15 protein-coding genes and 1 tRNA gene are annotated in these 18,452 nt (G+C 70.0%); 5 read left to right on the forward strand and 11 right to left on the reverse strand.

The genetic code is table 11. From position 1 onward, the window contains the following. Positions 1-88: 88 nt before the first annotated feature. The 3 genes from OG963_RS17535 to OG963_RS17545 form a co-directional block, all read right to left on the reverse strand. Entirely contained in the window at positions 89-2,176 is a 2,088-nt protein-coding gene (locus OG963_RS17535; RefSeq protein WP_371799222.1) for a sel1 repeat family protein, read from the reverse strand. A 213-nt stretch (positions 2,177-2,389) separates the two neighbouring features. Beyond that, positions 2,390-2,463: transfer RNA gene (locus tag OG963_RS17540), tRNA-Met, on the reverse strand. 64 nt (positions 2,464-2,527) lie between these two features. Then, positions 2,528-5,401, reverse strand: coding sequence for a UPF0182 family protein (locus OG963_RS17545; RefSeq protein ID WP_093772694.1), 2,874 nt, complete (start codon positions 5,399-5,401; stop codon positions 2,528-2,530). A 127-nt stretch (positions 5,402-5,528) separates the two neighbouring features. On the opposite strand from OG963_RS17545, the gene OG963_RS17550 reads away from it, so the two are divergent. Next, entirely contained in the window at positions 5,529-6,098 is a 570-nt protein-coding gene (locus tag OG963_RS17550) for a PPA1309 family protein (RefSeq protein ID WP_256223421.1), read from the forward strand. A 43-nt stretch (positions 6,099-6,141) separates the two neighbouring features. Here OG963_RS17550 and OG963_RS17555 read toward each other — a convergent pair whose 3' ends face one another. The 4 genes from OG963_RS17555 to OG963_RS17570 all read right to left on the reverse strand — a co-directional run bounded on the left by OG963_RS17555 (position 6,142) and on the right by OG963_RS17570 (position 9,412). Beyond that, positions 6,142-7,230: a PDZ domain-containing protein gene (locus OG963_RS17555; RefSeq protein ID WP_030915552.1), complete on the reverse strand. Its 1,089-nt coding sequence runs from the start codon at positions 7,228-7,230 to the stop codon at positions 6,142-6,144. 142 nt (positions 7,231-7,372) lie between these two features. Continuing rightward, a complete protein-coding gene (locus OG963_RS17560; RefSeq protein WP_176902138.1) occupies positions 7,373-7,543 on the reverse strand; it encodes a hypothetical protein in 171 nt (56 codons plus the stop codon). A 127-nt stretch (positions 7,544-7,670) separates the two neighbouring features. Continuing rightward, a complete protein-coding gene (locus OG963_RS17565; protein WP_030915550.1) occupies positions 7,671-8,132 on the reverse strand; it encodes a molybdenum cofactor biosynthesis protein MoaE in 462 nt (153 codons plus the stop codon). A gap of 137 nt (positions 8,133-8,269) precedes the next feature. Further along, positions 8,270-9,412: an SDR family oxidoreductase gene (locus OG963_RS17570; protein WP_030915547.1), complete on the reverse strand. Its 1,143-nt coding sequence runs from the start codon at positions 9,410-9,412 to the stop codon at positions 8,270-8,272. A gap of 190 nt (positions 9,413-9,602) precedes the next feature. Between OG963_RS17570 and OG963_RS17575 the strand changes: the two genes are divergently transcribed. Continuing rightward, complete coding sequence (locus OG963_RS17575) at positions 9,603-11,060, forward strand: zinc-dependent metalloprotease (protein WP_093772700.1); 1,458 nt, start codon at positions 9,603-9,605, stop codon at positions 11,058-11,060. Next, positions 11,057-11,611: an NUDIX hydrolase gene (locus OG963_RS17580; RefSeq protein ID WP_371799223.1), complete on the forward strand. Its 555-nt coding sequence runs from the start codon at positions 11,057-11,059 to the stop codon at positions 11,609-11,611. The genes OG963_RS17575 and OG963_RS17580 overlap by 4 nt, the downstream gene beginning before the upstream one ends. A 67-nt stretch (positions 11,612-11,678) precedes the next feature. Here OG963_RS17580 and OG963_RS17585 read toward each other — a convergent pair whose 3' ends face one another. The 4 genes from OG963_RS17585 to OG963_RS17600 form a co-directional block, all read right to left on the reverse strand. Continuing rightward, the gene (locus tag OG963_RS17585; RefSeq protein WP_030915538.1) at positions 11,679-12,434 is read right to left on the reverse strand and encodes an AIM24 family protein; all 756 of its coding nucleotides are present in this window, start codon (positions 12,432-12,434) and stop codon (positions 11,679-11,681) included. A gap of 19 nt (positions 12,435-12,453) precedes the next feature. Continuing rightward, entirely contained in the window at positions 12,454-13,134 is a 681-nt protein-coding gene (locus tag OG963_RS17590) for an AIM24 family protein (protein ID WP_030915534.1), read from the reverse strand. Positions 13,135-13,145: 11 nt separating this feature from the next. Next, complete coding sequence (locus tag OG963_RS17595) at positions 13,146-14,756, reverse strand: TerD family protein (RefSeq protein ID WP_093772704.1); 1,611 nt, start codon at positions 14,754-14,756, stop codon at positions 13,146-13,148. A 107-nt stretch (positions 14,757-14,863) separates the two neighbouring features. Beyond that, positions 14,864-15,487 carry a M48 family metallopeptidase gene (locus OG963_RS17600; protein WP_371799224.1) on the reverse strand — a complete coding sequence of 208 codons (624 nt, stop codon included), beginning with the start codon at positions 15,485-15,487 and terminating at the stop codon, positions 14,864-14,866. Between the two features lie 289 nt (positions 15,488-15,776). On the opposite strand from OG963_RS17600, the gene OG963_RS17605 reads away from it, so the two are divergent. Both OG963_RS17605 and OG963_RS17610 read left to right on the forward strand, forming a co-directional pair. Further along, positions 15,777-16,952, forward strand: a complete 1,176-nt coding sequence (locus tag OG963_RS17605) for a ThiF family adenylyltransferase (protein WP_093772706.1) — start codon at positions 15,777-15,779, stop codon at positions 16,950-16,952. Between the two features lie 41 nt (positions 16,953-16,993). Continuing rightward, positions 16,994-18,430 carry an ABC1 kinase family protein gene (locus OG963_RS17610; RefSeq protein ID WP_371799225.1) on the forward strand — a complete coding sequence of 479 codons (1,437 nt, stop codon included), beginning with the start codon at positions 16,994-16,996 and terminating at the stop codon, positions 18,428-18,430. Positions 18,431-18,452: the final 22 nt, after the last annotated feature.

An 18,452-nucleotide genomic window follows, 5' to 3' on the forward strand; every position in this document is an offset into this window, starting at 1 on the left:
CGCAAATCTGTTCCTGCCGACTGCGGGAAGCGCGGTGTCGCGGGGGCCCGCCGCCCCCGCGACGCCCGTGCCGCACCCCCGCACACCGCTATGCGGTCAGCTCCTGGTGCAGGGCCTCACGGAGCCTGGCGGCCCGCTCGGCGACCTCCGCCGGGCCCAGCTCGACCGCACGCGCGCACCAGCGCTGCCCCTCGGTGAGCTCGCCGCGGCGGGCGGCGAGCAGGGCCAGCCGCAGCGCGGCCCGGCCGTGGCCGTCGTTCGCTGCGCGGCTCCACCACAGGGCGGCCTCACGCTCGCTGCCCTCACGGGCGAGGAGCAGCCCCAGGTTGAAGGCACCGTTGCGGCTGCCCGACTCGGCGGCCTCGCGGTACCAGCGCGCGGCGCTCTCCAGGTCACCGCGGGAGGCGGCGAGCATGCCGACCCGCACCTGGGCGCGGCGGTGCCCCTGCTCGGCGGCCCGCTCGTACCAGGCCTCGCACTCGGTCTTCTCCGGCATCGGCTCACCGAGCCCGGGCGGTCCCGGCGGCGGCTGGCGCGAGTCCAGCACGCCGGCCAGCCGGAAGGCCGCCTCGGCGCTGCCGCCGCCCGCGGCGCAGCGCAGATGGCGTTCGGCCTCCTGCTCCTCACCGTGGTGCAGCAGGGCCATGCCGACCTGCAGCGCGGCCTCGGTGTGCCCGGCGGCCGCAGCCCTCTCGTACCAGGTCAGAGCCACCCGGTCCTCGTCGCGCCCGGCGTGCAGAATGCCGAGGTTGAAGGCGGCGTCGACGCTGCCCGCCTCGGCGGCCTTGGAGAACCAGGGCTGCGCACCGGTCGCGTCGCCCGCCTGGAGCAGCAGCACGGCCAGGGCGTTGGCGGCCTCGCGGTGGCCGGCGTAGGCGGCACGTCGGTACCACTGCTCGGCCTGCGGTGTACGGTCCTGGGCGGCGCAGAGCAGCCCCAGGTTGTACGCGCCGTTGACGTCGCCCGCGTCCATGGCGGCGCGGTACCAGCGCTCGGCGGTCTGCTGCTCGCCACGGGCGGCGTGCAGGGCGCCCAGGGCATTGGCCGCGTTGCCGTCGCCCTCCTGGGCGGCGCGCAGCCACCACACGGCCGCGCTCTCCTCGTCCCCCGCGTCGCGCAGCAGGAAGCCGAGCGCACAGGCTGCCCGGGCCTCGCCGCTCTTGGCGGAGGTGAGGTACCAGCGGCCGGCCTCCTTGAGCTCACCGCGCTGCTCCAGAATGGCGCCGAGGTGCAGCGCGGCACGTCGGTGACCGCGCGCTGCGGCCTGCCGGTACCACTGCTCGGCCTCGCCGATGCGCCCGGCGGCGGGGCCCGCCACCGGTCCGTCGTCCTTGCGCCCGTCCGCGCGGCCCGCCTTGCACACACCGGTCCCGGTTCCGGTGTCGTCGGCGGCCGCGCTGCGCGCAGGCAGGCCCGTCCCCAGCCCGGCGTCCGCCGCCGGGCGGCCGAACGCGTCGTGCGGGTCGTCGGCGGCCTTGCTCTCCAGGGTCCGCGCCAGGCGGTACGCGGCCTCTCGGTGCCCCTGCTCGGCGGCGGCGCGCAGCCAGCGCTCGGCGCCGACGTCGCTGCGGTGTTCCAGCAGGTCGGCGAGGGCGTACGCGCCCAGCGCGTGGCCCTGCTCGGCGGACTGGCGCAGCCAGTACTCGGCGCCCGGCTCGTCGCCACGCTCGCGGTAGTGGCGTCCCAGCGCGTGGGCCGCGGCGGCGGAACCGGCGACGGCGGCGATACGCCACCAGCCGGCCGCCTCGTCGGCATAGCCGCGCTGGTGGAGGAGGACACCCAGGTTGTTGGCGGCGGCCCGGTCGCCGTCGGCGGTGGCCGCACGCAGATAGGGTTCGGCGCCGTTGAGGTCGCCTCGGCGCAGCAGAAGCGCACCGAGGACGCTCATCGACGCGGTGTCTCCGGCGTCGGCGGCGCGACGGTGCCGTACCTCGCTCTCGGCGGTCTCCGTGCTCTCGGTGCTCTCGATGCCCTCGGTGCTCTCGGCGTTGCGTGACGGTTCCGGATCCCCGGCGGTCCCATCGTTCTCGAAGACCTGGACAGCCCGGACAGCCTCGGCGTCATCCGTGACATGGGCAGCAAAAGCCGCATCTGCCATGTTTTCCATCTCATGGACGCGCCGCTGCACAAACCGCCCTGTCTCCAACAGAGTTGCCCTGTCCCCCATAAATACCATCGTCCCACCACCTGCAACCCGCGTACACCTCGTATATCGCGGCCAGTGAGGTCACTTCAGCGTTTTGTCGACATGCCCACAGAGAGATAAGTCAAACACGTTCGGAGCCAACACGTGCCCCGCGAACCGCACTTCAGACCCTTCGCGCGAGAAAGTCTCCGCGACACGACGAAGGCCCGGATCCTCGAAAGGATCCGGGCCTTCGTCTTTCAGTAGCGGGGACAGGATTTGAACCTGCGACCTCTGGGTTATGAGCCCAGCGAGCTACCGAGCTGCTCCACCCCGCGTCGTTGTGTTCAAACCGTACCACGACGCGAAGGTGGTGCCTTACCCGTTTCTACCGGCCGCCGCTCAGCCGCTCTTCTCCGTCTTGGGCTGAGCCGCAGCCGCACGCCGCAGCGCGTCCTCCAGATCCGCCTGGGCCTTGCCGTAGGCGCTCCAGTCCTGCTTCTTCAGGGCTGCCTCGCCTTCGGTGTAAGCCCTCTGCGCATCCGCGATCGCCTGCTTCAGCGCGGCGTCACCGGTGGCCGGCGGCTTCGTGCCCGGTGGCCGGGTGGTCTCCGCCGGCGGCTGGCTGGTGCCGGTCTCCTCCACTCCGAAGACCGCGTTGAGCGCCTCCCCGAGGCTGTTCTCGAAGACGGTCTTCGAACCGTACGACGCGGCGACCTTGCGCAGCAGCGGATAGTTCTGCGTGCCACCGCGCGTGTACACCGGCTCGACGTACAGGAAGCCGCCGTCGAGCGGCACGGTCAGCAGGTTGCCGTACTCGATGTCGGAGTCGGTGCCCTTGAGGTTTCTCACGAACTCGGCGACGTCGTCGTTGCCGTTGAGCTCGCTCTGTACCTGGCCGGGTCCCTTCACCGTCGTGGTGACTCTCAACAGCCTTATCGTGCCGTAGTCCTTGCTGGCCGCATCCGCATCCACTGCCATGAACGCCCCGAGGTCGGGCCGCCCCTTCGGAGTGAAGGTGGTGGTCAGCGAGAACTTCTGGGCCGTCTGGTCCGGCATCTTTATGCTCAGGTAGTACGGCGGGACGGCGCCGGACTCCTTGTTGGTCGGGTCGTCCGGGACCTGCCACGCGTCACTGCCGCTGTAGAACTGTGCGGGGTTGGTGACGTGGTAGCGGGTGAGCAGCTCGCGCTGGACCTTGAACAGGTCCTGCGGGTACCGCAGGTGGTCCATCAGGTCCTTGGGGATGTCGGACCGCGGCTCCACCGTCCCGGGGAACGCCTTGCGCCAGGTCTTGAGGACCGGGTCCTCGGTGTCCCACTCGTACAGCTTGACCTTGCCGTCGTACGCGTCGACGGTGGCCTTCACCGAGTTGCGGATGTAGTTGACCTGGTTCTGCTGGGCGACGACCGCACGCTGGTTGGTGGTGAGCGAGTCGGCCGTGGTGTCCCCGAGCGTCGTACGCGAGGCGTACGGGTACCCGTTGGTGGTGGTGTACGCGTCGACGACCCACTGGATGCGGTGGTTCACCACGGCCGGATAGGCGTCGCCGTCGATGGTCAGCCACGGGGCGACCGCCTCGACGCGCTCCTTCGGCGTGCGGTTGTACAGAATCCGCGAGCCGTTGCCGATGGCCCCCGAGTAGAGGATCTGCGGCTCGCTGAACGACACCGCGTACGCGGCGCGGTTGAACGCGCTGCCGAGACTGACCCCGCTGTTGCCCTTGTAGCTGGTGGTCCTCTCGCCGTCCTCCTCGTAGTCGAGCTCCTTCTGGGGCCCGCCGACGATGGAGTACTGCTCGGTCTTCTCGCCGTAGTAGATCTGCTGCTCGTACGTGCCGAGCTCGCCTGTGGTCGGCAGACCGGACTCGGTGAAGTCCGGGGAGCCCTTCGGGTTCTTGCCCGTCGTGGTGCCCCGGGCGGCGATGGCGCCGTAGCCGTGGGTGTACGTGAAGTGGTCGTTGATCCAGTTGCGCTTGGGGATGCCGTCCAGATTGAGCTCGCGCAGACCGATGACCGTGTCCTGGTCCTTGCCGGCGGCGTCCTTGTAGCGGTCGACGTCCAGCGTCTTGGGGAACTGGTAGTAGTTCCTCTTCTGCTGGAGCTGCTGGAAGGCCGGGGAGACGACGTTGGGGTCCATCACCCGGTAGCTCGCCGCTTCGTCCGCGCTGGCACGCAGCTTCGCGTCGTCGGTCGTGGTGCTCTTGCCCGTGTAGTCGTCCACCTGCGCGTCATCGATGTCGTACGCGTCCCGCGTCGCCTCGATGTTCTTGCGGATGAACGGGGCTTCCTTGGCCTGCTCGTTGGGCTGGACCTGGAACTTCTGCACGATCGCCGGGTACAGCCCGCCGATCAGGATCGCCGAGAGCACCATCAGGCCGAACCCGATCACCGGGAGCTGCCAGGTGCGGCGCCACAGAGTCGCGAAGAACAGCACGGCGCAGATCGCGGCGATGCAGAACAGGATCGTCTTCGCCGGCAGGTACGCGTTGGCGTCGACGTACCGCAGGCCCGTCCAGTTGTCCGTCGCCTTGAAGTCACTGGACTTCACGGCGAGGCCGTACCGGTCGAGCCAGTACGCCACGGCCTTCAGCGAGACGAAGACGCCGAGCAGCACCGACAGGTGGCCGGTGGCCGCGCCGGTCGCCCGCGCGCCGGGGCTGGTGATGCGGAGCCCGCCGTACAGGTAGTGGGTCAGGGCGGCGGCGATCAGCGAGAGCACCGTGGCCGCGAAGCCGAAGCCCAGCAGGAAGCGGTACCACGGCAGGTCGAAGGCGTAGAAGGACACGTCCAGGTGGAACTGGGGGTCCTTCTGCCCGAACGACACGCCGTTCACGTACATCAGCCACGTACGCCACTGGCCCGAGGCGGACGCTCCGGCGATCAGCCCGACGAGCGCGGTGATCGCCAGCAGCACCCACCTCTTGTACGGGGCGAGACTCATCCGGTAGCGGTCCAGGCTCTGCTGCTCCAGCGACATCGCGCTCAGCGGCGGCCGGAGCCGGTGCGCGAGCCAGATGTTCACGCCGACGGCGATCGCCATCAGCAGTCCGAAGACGAGGAACAGCCCGATCTTGGTCCACAGGGTGGTGGTGAAGACGGACGAATACGCGACCGACCGGTACCAGAGCCAGTCCGTCCAGAACCCGGAGAACATGACGAACACCATGGCGAGAATCGCCAGGACGCCCAGTGTCATGAGCAGGGTACGGGCGCGCCGGGACGGGCGGCCGACTCTGATCCGTGGCCCGGTCGGGCCCCCGCCGCGGTCCGGCATCTGGAAAGCCAACGTGCGCCCCTCGAAGTTCGCGGTCGTGTGAAGCAGGCCCAGCGATCGTAGAGCCCACCTATGCAACTTACTGAGGCTTTACCTAGTTCCCGTTCCCGGGGCAGAACGAGGGAGGATGTCGAGCATGTCCAACGTTTCCCCCTCAGGCCCCCCGATGGCCGCGAGCCCCCTGACTGTCGCCGTGCTCGAAATCGACGAGTACGCCTCCGGCCTCGGCTGGGACCAGCCGGCCCGGCTCTTCGCGCTCGTCGACACCGCCAAGCTGCGCGTCCAGGAGCCCGGCCTCGCCGCCCAGCTCGGTCTCGACAGCTCCGATTCCACGACCGCCGCACTCACCCCCATCGAGCAGGAGGAGCTTCCCCCCGGAAAGGCGCTGGACGAGTTCCTCGCCACGATCGCCTGGCCCGACGCGGTCGCGGGCTGCGCCATGACGGTGGAGCGCCTGATGCTGCCGCCGTCCGCCGAGTCCTCCGTACCGGAGGGGCTCAGCGACGCCCAGCTGACCAAGTGGGTCGCCAAGCACCCCGACCGGCAGGAGGTGCGGATGACCGTGGCCGTCCTGCGCAACGGTGCGCGGGAGTCAGCCGTACGGCTCCGGGAGAAGGACTCCCCGACCGAGGTGCTGACCGGCGCCGGCCTGGTGCCGGGGCTCGCCGAGGCGCTGGCCGCCACGTTCGAGTCCTGACCGCAGCGGGCGGAACCGCCCGCTGCGGTCAGGGGCGGCGCGGTCAGCCTGCCGAGCAGCTCGGCAGGCCGGCCGTGTCGCCGACGCGGATCTTCTCCAGCGACTTCTTCGCGTCGTCGATCGTCTTCACCTTGACCAGGGTGAGCCCGCCGGGGGTGTCGGAGGCGGCGGCCTTGCAGTTGTCGCCCGGCGTCAGGAAGTACCTGGCGCCCGCGTTGCGCGCGCCGACCAGCTTCATGTTGATGCCGCCGATCGGGCCGACCTTGCCCTGGTCGTCGATGGTGCCGGTGCCCGCGATGAACTTGCCGCCGGTCAGCTGACCGGGCGTGAGCTTGTCGACGATGCCGAGGGAGAACATCAGCCCCGCGCTCGGGCCGCCGACGTCGGCGAGCTTGATGTCGATCTCGAACGGGAACGTGTGGTCCGTCCCGGCCTGGATTCCGACGATCGCCCGGTTCTCCTTGGGCGCCTTCTTCGTCGTGATGATGATCTTCTCGGTGCCCTCGGGCTGCTTGCCGGCCTTCTCGGCCGCCGCCGCCGTCTTGGCCGGGATCACCGTGAAGGTGACGTTCTCCCCCGGCTTGTGCTTGGTGACGAACTTCGCGACGTCCTCGGGCTGCTCGACCGCCGTGCCGTCGACCGCCTTGATCACATCACCGGCGTGCAGCTTGCCCTGCGCGGGGCTGTCCTTGATCACCGTGGAGACCACGACGCGCGACGTCACCGGGATGCCCAGCTCGGTCAGGGCGGCGACCTTGGCGCTCTCCTGGGACTGGCTGAACTCCTCGGCGTTCTCCTGGGTCGACTGCTCCTCGGTCTTGCCCCCCGGGTACAGCGTGTCGTGCGGAACGACCACGCTGTCGTGGGCCAGCCAGCCGTAGACGGCCTCGACGAGGTTCATGTTGTAGTCGGCGCCGGTGACCCTGACCGTCGTCATGTTGAGGTTGCCGGACGTCTTGTACGTCCGATGCCCGGAGATCTGCAGGACCGGATCGCCGGCGACCTTACCGAGCGTGTTCACCGTCGGCCCGGGAGACATCTCCGAATACGGCACTGGGATCAGCACGCCTGCGCAGAGCAGCGCGATGAGGATCAGCGTGGAGGCGAGCATCGTCGCGGTGCGGCGTGGCATGGAACGACAGTACGGGAAGGGTCTGTCAGTGCACCGCCGGGGCCGGTCCGTACGGGCGGAGGGCCGGGCGTCGTGCTGTGCCGGGTGGCGGGGCAGTCGGCGCCGGGATCCGGATTGGCGACTGCGTACGTTCGGTGCCGCGTCAGGCGGCGTCGGAACCGGAGTCGGATCTTTCCATCGCTTCACGGAACCGGGCATATCCGGCGAGTTCGGTGACATCACCGGTCGTGCGATTACGGGCGGCCCAGCTTCCCCATATCGCAGCACCGAAAGCAGCGAAAAGCGGAATCAGCAACCAGGCGAGTGCTGCCATCACTACCTCCCCACGCCATGAGCGACCGCAACTGACCGATGAGCAGATTAGTCCTCTGCAGATCCAACGCTCAGGGCAGGGGTGCGGTTACGCAAATCGGGGCCGATGTAGCCGGTCCGGTTTGCGCTCAGCAGGCGCCCACCCATTCCTCCGTACCGTCCGAGAACCGCTGGTGCTTCCAGATCGGAACCTCGTGCTTGAGGTCGTCGATGAGCTTGCGGCACGCCGCGAATGCCTCCGCACGGTGCGGGCAGGAGACGGCGACGACGACGGCCAGGTCTCCGACCTCCAGTTCACCCACTCGGTGGACAGCGGCCAGTGCCCGGACCGGGAACTCGGCGACGACCTTCTCGGCCACCCGGCGCATCTCGTCCTGCGCCGACGGATGGCAGGAGTAGCCGAGCGCGCCGACGTCCTGACCGCCGTCGTGATTGCGCACCGTGCCGACGAAGAGCGCTGTGCCCCCCGCGGCGTCGTCCCCGGCGGCGCGGAAGATCTCGTCGACGGACAGCGGCGTGTCCCGGATCTCCAGCAGCCGGATCGGGTCCTGCGCCGCCTGCTCGCCGGGGTGGTCATGGGTGGATGCCATGGGGCCCATGGTGCCGCACGGCACCGACATCGCGGAATAGCGCTTTCCACCGGCGGGCCGCCGGCCGCCTTGGAGCCTTCTACAGCCCCGGGGCGCCCCGGCCCGGTCCTGCCCGCCGTACCGCGGCCGGACACGTCTCAGATGCGGCGGCGGGCCTTGCGGGCGCGGCGGACCAGGGCGGCGGTGCCGAGCAGCGCCACGGTCGCACCGGCGGCGCCGGCCGCGGTGGCGTCCTTGCGGCCGAGCCTGCGCCCCGCGACGGTGTGGCGGCCCTCGACCTCTTCGAGGAGAGCGGCGAGCACCTCCTCGTTGGTCCACCCGGGACGCCAGCCGGCGTCGTGCAGACGGCTGACACTGACCACCCAGGGGTGCATCGTGTACGCGAGGTCACCCGCCGGGGACGGGGTGAGGCCGATCCGGTGCAGCCGGGCGGCGGCGCCGAGGGCGACCGCGGAGGGCAGCTCCATCCGGCGGACGCCACTGAGCTCCTCGACCTCCTGCTGTTCCAGCCAGCCGTCGCAGCCGACCGCGAACTCTCCGTCGATCTTCTCCAGCGCGGCGTACTCCAGTGCCGTGACCAGGTCGTCGACGTGGCAGAACTGCCAGGTGGGGCGCGATCCGGCGACGACCAGGAGGCGCGGCGACTCGAAGTAGCGGGTCAGCGCCGTGTCCGTACCACCGACCAGGACGGTGGGGCGGACCACGGTCACATTGAGGCCGGGATGGGCTCGGGGTGCGCGGCGCCCGAGCCGTTCGATCTCCAGGAGGTCGCCGACGCCGGTGGCCTCCGCCGTGGCACGCAGTTCGGCGTCCTCGGCGAGCGGGATGTCATTGTCGGGAAGCGCCCCGTAGACCATCGCCGAGGTGCAGAGCACGACCCGGTGGACCCCGACGGCCGCGGCGGCCGTCAGCACGGTCTGGGTGCCGCGGACGTTGTACGCGGTACGGGCGGCGGGGTCGGTCTCGAGGTCGAGATCGAGTGCCAGATGGACGACGACGTCCGCGCCGCGCAGCTTCTCGGCGATGGCGGGGTCGCGTACGTCGAGGATGTGCCAGATCGCCTCGGAGACCTCGCCGCGGCGCTCGTCGATGGCGATGACCTGCTTGATCTCCTCGGAAGCCGCGAGGCGTGCGGTGAGCAGCTCACCGACGCCGGTCGCGGCACCGGTGACCGCGACGACGGGGCCGCGGCTCTTGGAGCGGCTCTTCGACGGTTTGCTCTCGGGCGAAAGGTCGGCCAGGTTTCGCGCTGCGCGAACCTGAGGATCTGGGGAACTCACCGGGCGTCTCCAGCGGTTGTCTTCAGTACGTACCCGAATGACGCGTACGTACCAGGTGGCGTCCATCCTGCCGCAGGCCGGGAGTCGGCGGAGCACTGAGGCCCCGAGCGGGCTTGGTGTCTACGCTGGATGGTGATGTCGGGCAGTCGCCGTCGGTTCGAGCCGGCGGCCCTACGAGCCGAGGAAACCCGTGAGTGACACCCCATTCGGATTCGGCCTTCCGCCGGAGGAGCCGGAAGACGGCGACGAGGGCAAGAAGAAGGACCCCGCCGGAGGTGGGCAGGGTTCGGGCGGGCCTGCGAACCCGTTCGGCTTCGGGCCGGGCGCGGGCGGGGACAACCCGTTCGCGGCGATGTTCGGCACGATGAACCCGAACGACCTGGGAGCCGCCTTCCAGCAGCTCGGCCAGATGCTGAGCTACGAGGGCGGTCCCGTGAACTGGGACATGGCCAAGCAGATCGCCCGCCAGACGGTCGCCCAGGGCACCCCGGACGGCACGAAGGACGCGAGCGTCGGTCCGTCGGAGCGGGCCGCGGTCGACGAGGCCCTGCGGCTGGCCGATCTCTGGCTGGACGGGGTGACGTCGATGCCGTCCGGTTCCGTCTCGACCGTGGCGTGGAGCCGTGCGGAGTGGGTCGAGGCGTCCCTCCCCGCCTGGCAGAAGCTGGTCGACCCGGTGGCTGAGCGCGTCGGCCTCGCCATGGGCGATGTGCTCCCCGAGGAGATGCAGGCGATGGCCGGCCCGCTGATCGGCATGATGCGGTCGATGGGCGGCGCGATGTTCGGCCAGCAGATCGGGCAGGCCGTGGGCGTGCTGGCGGGCGAGGTCGTCGGTTCGACCGATATCGGACTTCCGCTGGGCCCGGCCGGAAAGGCCGCGCTGCTTCCGCTGAACGTCGAGCGATTCGGCAAGGACCTGAGCGTGCCGCAGGACGAGGTGCGGCTGTATCTCGCCCTGCGTGAGGCCGCCCACCAGCGGCTCTTCGCTCATGTGCCGTGGCTGCGCTCGCACCTTTTCGGCGCGGTCGAGGGGTACGCGCGCGGCATCAAGGTCGACACCAGCAAGCTGGAGGACGTGGTCGGCCAGTTCGACCCGTCGCAGCCCGAGCAGCTGCAGGACGCCCTTCAGCAAGGCATGTTCCAACCGGAGGACACGCCGGAGCAGAAGGCCGCGCTGGCCCGGCTGGAGACGGCGCTGGCCCTGGTCGAGGGCTGGGTCGACGCGGTGGTGCACGAGGCCGCGAAGGCCCGGCTGACGTCGGCCGACGCACTGCGCGAGACGATGCGCAGGCGGCGCGCCTCCGGCGGTCCCGCCGAACAGACCTTCGCCACACTGATCGGCCTCCAGCTGCGACCGCGGCGGCTGCGGGACGCCTCGCGCCTGTGGGCGTCGCTCACGGACGCGCGCGGTCTCGACGGTCGCGACGCGCTCTGGGCGCACCCGGACATGCTGCCGACCGCCGGTGACCTGGACGACCCGGACGGGTTCGTGCACCACGAGCACCTGGACTTCTCCGAGCTGGACAAGATGCTCGGCGACGCCGCGAAGGGTAGCCAGACGCCCGCGGACGACCGGAGCGACGCCGGTGACCGGGGCGACGCGGACGGCAAGGGCGGCAACGACGGCAAGGACGAGACCGAACAGTGAGCCTGTACGACGACGCGGTACTCGTGCTGAAGACGTACGAGTCTTCGGCCGACCCCGACCAGGAGCAGCTGCGCCAGGTCTATCTGGACCATCTGTCGCGGCACCCGGACGGTATGTGGAAGGCCTGCGGGGCCGGGCATCTGACAGCCAGCGCGCTGGTCGTCGATCCGGAGCGCGGCCGGGTTCTGCTGACGCTGCACCGGAAGCTGCAGATGTGGCTGCAGATGGGCGGGCACTGCGAGCCCGAGGACGACACGCTGGCTGCCGCGGCGCTGCGTGAAGCCACCGAGGAATCCGGCATCAGCGGTCTGACGCTGCTGTCGGGAGGTCCGGTGGCGCTGGACCGGCATGCGATCCCGGCGCCCTGCCACTGGCATCTGGATGTGCAGTACGCGGCACTGGCTCCGTCGGGCGCCACGGAGCAGATCAGCGACGAGTCGCTCGATCTGCACTGGTTCGCGTACGACGAGGTGGCCGAGGTGGCCGACGCCTCGGTCGTACGCCTGGTCGCGCGCGCACGCGCGGCTCTGGAGGACGGCCGGCAGCCGTAACGGACCGCAGCGGACAAGGGGCGGCCTCCCAGGAGGTCGCCCCTTGTCCGTGTCCGCGCGGTGCGGTTCAGTTCCAGGCGTTGTTCTGGTTCTGGGCGTGCGCTCCCTGCTGGCCCATGCCGTACTGGGCGCGCAGCCCCTGGCCGATCTGGGCGCTCTGCGGGGGCAGTACCTCGCTGGGCTGGACCAGGGCGAAGCCCTGTCCGAGGAAGCTCAGCTCCCAGCCCTCGCCGGTGTTGCCACGCCGCCGCCAGACCCCGGAGGAGTGCGTCTGGGCCTGCATCTGCACCCGCAGCGAGCTGGACCAGGCGACGATCGCATCGGCGTCGACGTTGACGTACTTGTCGGGCGTGACCTGCATCATCAGCGGCTGGCCGGAGGTCATCAGCGCGACCTTGCCGGTGCCGGAGATGTTGAGCTGGTACTTGCCGGTGCCCGAGATGCCGTACTGGCTGTCCACGGCGATGACCTCGGTGTGCAGCGACGAGTCGAGCGCCAGGACGTAGGCGCTGTCCACCGTCATGCCGTCATGGTCCACGTCCACGACATGGACGTACTGCGCCAGGTTTGCGAGGTAGACGGTGCCCTGCCCGGAGCAGCGCATCAGGTCGAGGCCCTCACCGGTGCTCGCGCGGGCCCGGCGCTGCCCGTGCGACTGGTACTCGCCGTCGAACTCCATCAGCCCCTGATAGGCGACCATGGCGCCCTTGCGGGCGAGGACGTCGTCGCGACCGGTCAGCGAGACCCGCAGGAGCTGCGGGTTCTGCACGGTGTACCGCTCCTGGGACTGCTGTTCCGTGTAGCTGAAAAGCGGACTCTGCATGGTGTGTTCTCCCTCCCCCTCAGTTCCGGATCCGCAGGCGGTCCGTACTGTCCTCGCTCGGCTGGACGACGACGATGCCCTGACCGGAGAACGCCATCTGGTACGCCTCGCCGCTTCCGCGCCCGATGAGCGAGGAGGCCTTGAAGCTGCGCTTGCCCTTCACCTTGAGGTTCGGGGACCACGCCACGAGGGCGTCCGGGTCGACGTAGGTCTCGTCGTCGCCGCGTCCGCAGTCCACGACGATCGGCGTGCCGCGCGAGGTGATGGCGACCCAGCCGGTGCCGGCGATGCAGACGTTCCACAGGCCCTGGCCGGCGAACTTGGCCAGCCCCTTGACCCGCTCGACGCCCCAGGTGAGGTGGCCGTCGAACGCCAGGACGTTGGTGCCGTTGACCGAGAGGGAGTCGTTGTTGAGATTGATGACGACCACATCGGCGCCGTAGTCGGCGAGGTAGAGCAGCCCGTCACCGGCGCACTTCATCAGGGGTGCGCCCTCGCCGGTGATCCACTGGGAGGCGATCTGACGGACGGCGGGCGGATTCGGTTCGTACTGGATGAAGCCCTCGTACGACACCATCGAGCCGGTACGGGCGAAGAGGTCCTGGCCGGTGGCCATGGCGACCTTGAGCATCGTGCGGCCGTGGTTCTCCATCCGGGCCGTGACGGGGGTCGGGGCGAAGCCCGCGAGTTGCTGGTTCATGACGGGCTCCCTCAGACCTCGTAGGGCTGGACGACGATGAAGTTGCCGGGGGCTCCCCGGAACTGGAGGTTCACGGTCTCCCCGCTGTGCCCGGGGTACGCGTTGCGGCGCAGCCGGACCTGGCTGGAGATGATCACCTGGGACGCCGACGACCAGGCCACGATGGCGTTGCAGTCGGCGAACGTGGTCGGTGTGACCGGCAGGACGACGGGTACGCCGTGGGTCTTGACGATGACCGTCCCGGTGCCCTGGAACTGCATGGTGAACAGGGCACCACCGGGGATGCCGTGGCCCTCGATCCTGCGGACCTCGTGCTGCAGCGACTCGTCGAAGGCGAGAACGCTCTCCGCCGAGACACAGATGCCGTCGCCCTGGAGCTCGATGGCGTGCAGATGGGAGCCGTCCTCGGCGAGGAAGACCTGCCCCCGGCCGGTACAGCGCATCAGCTGCATCTCCTGGCCGGTGGCGTTGCCGACGATGCGGCCGGCGAAACCGGCGCCCTTGTAGCTGAAGTCGACCTTGCCCTGGTACATCACCATGGAGCCCTGTCGGGCGAGCACCGGCGTACCGCCCATGGTGAGGTCGACCCGCATGAGCTGCTGGTTCTGCGGGGTCCAACGCTGGCCGGTGGCCGTCTCCTTGTACGGCTGGAGCGCGGCCTGCAGGCCGGCACCGGCCTGCGGCACCCCTTGCGGTACGCCCTGGGGCATGCCGGGGGGCTGCTGCCCGTACTGAGGCGGAGCCTGCTGCCCGTAGGGGGCGGCGGGTACGGGCTGGCCCGGGACCTGTCCGAACTGCGGCTGCTGGGGCGGCTGGCCCGGCTGCCCGTACGGAGCCGGGGCCGGCGCGGGCGGCGGTACGGTGCCACCCATCGGCGGCATCGGCGCCGCGATCGTCGGCGCTGCATGCATCTGCTGCTGCGGGGTGGGGGCCGGAGCCTGCGCCGCCGGGGCCCCGAAGGAAGGGGCGGGCTGCGGGACTTGGGGGGCCTGCGGGGCAGCCGGAGCGCCGAAGGACGGGGCCGGGGCGGTCGCCTGCGGGGGCGGGGCGAACGACGGGGCCGCTGTCTGCTGTTGCGGCGCGGCGGGCGCCTCCTCGGCGACCTCACCGCCGAAGTTCTTCAGCAGCGCGTCGAGGCCACCGTCGAATCCCTGGCCGACGGCCGCGAACCGCCAGACGTCCTTCAGATAGAAGTCGCCCAGCATCACCGCACGCTCGGTGGTGAACTCGGAGCCGGTGAAGGCGTACCTGACGACTTCCTCGCCACCCGCGACGATGCGGATGTACCCCGGACCGACCTGCGACATCTGTCCCGCGCCGTCGATGGTCGCGGTGAACGACAGCTTGTGGATGTTCGCCGGAATACGGTCCAGCGTGACGCGGAACGACTCGGTGTCACCGGCCTGGGCACCAAGGAGCTGAATGGACTCCTCGGGCGACTTCGGCTGGTTGAAGAAGATGAAATACCGGTCGTCGGAGAGCTGCTCATTGGCATCGAGGCCGAAGCAGCTGATGTCAAAGGTCAGTCCCGGGCCGGAGATCTGCACACCTACGTACAGGTCCGTCCCCGGCGTGAGATCGCTGATCTTGGCCTTGTGGCCGCGTTGAAATTCCCTTGCCATGCGTAACGACCGTCCCCCATCCCGAATGTAAATGCGTCGCGCCAGGCTAGCCGCAAACTCCGACATTGAGCTGAGTCGGTACACACCCGGTACACAATCACCGAAGGTCACTCGCTTCGGGCGGCCGGCAGATGCGGCAACCGGTCGGCCGCCACCACTCCTTCGAGATAGCCGCGAGCCCGCTCGGTCCGCGGGTACGCCTCCAGCAGCCGCCAGAACCGCGGACCATGACCGGGGACCAGGAGATGCGCGAGCTCGTGGACGAGCACGTAGTCGACGACGTACTCCGGCATGCCCTGCAACCGGTGCGACAGACGGATGCTGCCCTCCGCCGGTGTGCAGGACCCCCATCGGGTGTTCTGGTTGGTCACCCACCGCACCGACACAGGTCTGGCCCGGCCGTCGAAATACAGGTCGGACAACCGCTCGGCACGCTCGGCGAGTTCGCTGTCACCGAGGATGCGCTTGCTCTCCTGGGCCGCGAGTTTGTCGAGCATCACGCTCACCCAGCGCTGCTCCTCCGCCTCCGACATCCTGGCGGGGATCAGCACGATGGTGCGGTCGCCCTCCCGGTACGCGGAGACCGTTCTGCTGCGGCGGCTGCTCCTGCGGACCTCGACCGCGCTCGTCGCCGAGACGCGGGGCGGATGGCTGGCCGCGCTGCGCTGATAATGTCCGGCGCTGCGCGCGGAGGTCTCGCCGGCGAAGCCGGGTGACGGGTCGGCGGGCACGCCACGACGTTACCCGCTGTCAGTACGGGAAGTCCCGCCCCCGGGGCGGTTGACGCTTGATCCACTCCACGGCATGCACCATTTGAACGACTAATGCCCCCACCTGTGGACAACTTTCTGCACGTTTCGACGCCTGCCCGCATTCTGGCAACGGATCTCGCGAAGCTCCGGCCACGCCTCGCGCACAGAGATCGCGGAGCGACCGCAGAGCGATCACAGAGATCGCGCAGAGATCGCGCACGGACCGCACCGACGCCGGCCGGCACGACGGACAGAGACCGGGGAAACCATGCATCCGATGTTGAAGCCCGCACTGCGCCGCGCCTGGCGCGACAGGGACACCGTGCAATTCGGGGTGACACGCGCTCACGCGGTGAAGCTCGGCCCGGTGGATATCGCCACCGGAAGTTTCCTGGAACTGCTCGACGGAACGCGCGGCCTCCCGCTGCTGCGCGAAGAGGCACGGAAGCTGGATCTGGCGGACCATCAAGTGGACACACTGGTGCGGCGCTTGGCGAGCGCGGGACTGATCGACGATGTACGGGCCGGCGGCCCGGAAGCCGCAGCATTACGGAACAGGGCCGACGTCCTGGAACGGCAGCGCCCCGACCTCGCGTCACTCTCGGTCATCCACCCCGAACCGGGCGGCGGGATGCGCAGACTCGCAGCCCGCCGTGCGATGCGGGTCCAGGTGAGAGGCGCCGGCCGGGTCGGTGCGGCGATCGCCGCGGTGCTGTCCGGGTCCGGAGTGGGCCGGGTCGAGGTCCTGGACGGCGGGGTCACCGAACCCTCGGACATCGCGCCGTGCGGGCTTCCGGCAGGGGCTGTCGGAGAGCGCAGGGACACCGCGGCCCGGCAGTTGGTCCGTCGCTCGGCCGTCGGCTCCACCCCGCGGTCGACGGGGACGGCAGACGCCGCGGCGGGTGACACGTCAGCGGGTGGCCCGTCTGCGAGTGGTGGTCCTGGGCTGTCGTTGGTCGTGGTCGCCCCTCGGGACGGTCTTGCGGTGTACGCCCCCGACCCCCGGGCCGCCGAACCGTGGATCGCGTCGGGCATTCCACATCTCTATGCCGGGGTGATCGAGGCCACCGGTGTGGTCGGCCCCTTGGTCCTGCCCGGCGGTACGGCCTGCGCGGGATGCCTGGCGCTGACCCGCACGGACCGGGATCCGCAGTGGCCGAGGATGCTGGCGCAGTGGCGGTCCGGGCGACGCCATGCGGTGCAGGCGTGCGACCTGGGGCTCGCGACAGCGGTGGCCGGTCTCGCCGCGGCCCATGCGCTGGCCTTTCTGGACGGCGAACTGCCTGCCAGCACAGGGGCCAGGTGGGAGGCTGCTCTGCCGCTGTTGGACTGGCGGTCGGAGCAGGTCGGGGCGCACCTCGACTGTTCCTGCGGGGCGGGTGGGCACACTGTGGGGGAGCGCACCTCTGGGCTCGGCACGACGCAGGACACAATGGCCGGGTAACCGCCGCACGCGGCGCGGCAGTCTGGGATTTGGAGGGGCGTATGTCTGATCTACCCCGGAAAGCGGTCACCCGTACCGCCAAGTTGGCCGCGCTGCCACTCGGCTTTGCCGGCCGGGCCACGTGGGGTCTGGGCAAGCGGATCGGCGGCAGGTCCGCGGAGATAGTGGCCCGTGAGCTCCAGCAAAGGACGGCGGACCAGCTGTTCAAGACCCTGGGGGAGCTGAAGGGGGGTGCCATGAAACTCGGTCAGGCCCTCTCCGTCTTCGAGTCGGCGCTCCCCGAGGAGGTTGCCGGGCCGTACCGGGCGGCGCTCACCAAACTGCAGGAAGCCGCGCCCCCCATGCCGACGCGCACCGTCCACGCGGTACTGGAGGAGCGGCTCGGCGAGGACTGGCGGGAGCTGTTTCTCGAATTCGAGGACAAGCCGTCGGCCGCCGCCTCGATCGGGCAGGTGCACCAGGCGGTCTGGCACGACGGCCGCGAGGTCGCGGTGAAGGTGCAGTACCCGGGCGCCGGGGAGGCCCTTCTCTCGGATCTCACCCAACTCAGTCGCTTCGCCCGGCTACTCGGCCCGCTGATTCCCGGGATGGACATCAAGCCGCTCATCGCCGAGCTCCGCGACCGTGTGTCGGAGGAGCTGGACTACGAACTGGAGGCACGCTCCCAGCGCGAGCACGCCGAGGAGTTCGCGGACGATCCCGATGTGGTGATCCCCGATGTGGTGCACCAGTCGGACCAGGTGCTGGTGACGGAGTGGATCGACGGTGTACCGCTCTCCGAGGTGATCACGGACGGCACGCAGGAGCAGCGGGACCGAGCGGGCCAGTTGCTGGCCCGCTTCCTGTTCTCGGGTCCGGCGCGCACGGGTCTGCTGCACGCGGACCCGCATCCGGGCAACTTCCGGCTGCTGCCTGCGGACACGAAGGAAGGCGGGGCCGGACAGTGGCGGCTCGGGGTGCTGGACTTCGGCACGGTGGACCGGTTGCCGGGCGGTCTGCCGCAGCCCATCGGGGACTCGTTGCGACTCACCCTGGCGGGTGACGCGGAAGCGGTGTACGAGCTGCTGCGCGAGGAAGGCTTCGTCAAGGAGTCGATCGACCTCGACCCGAATGCGGTACTCGACTATCTGCTGCCGATCATCGAGCCGGCGCAGGTGGAGGAGTTCACCTTCACCCGGAGCTGGATGCGCAATCAGGCGGCTCGGATAGCGGATCTCCGCTCCCCCGCCCATCAGCTGGGCAAGCAGCTGAACCTGCCGCCCGCCTATCTGCTCATACACCGGGTGACGCTGAGCACGATCGGGGTGCTGTGCCAACTGGGTGCGACGGTGCGGCTGAGGGACGAACTGGAGTCCTGGGTCCCTGGGTTCCTGCCGATCGAGGACCTGCCCGTCGAGGACCTGCCCGTCGAGGACCTGTCGATCGCGGACCTGCCGGAGCAGGAGCAGCGGGTGGGCGACGCGGCAGCCGAGGCGTAGGCCCCGGGACCGGACGGGGCCG

It is taken from the genome of Streptomyces sp. NBC_01707 (assembly GCF_041438805.1).
In the GTDB taxonomy this organism is placed as follows: domain Bacteria; phylum Actinomycetota; class Actinomycetes; order Streptomycetales; family Streptomycetaceae; genus Streptomyces.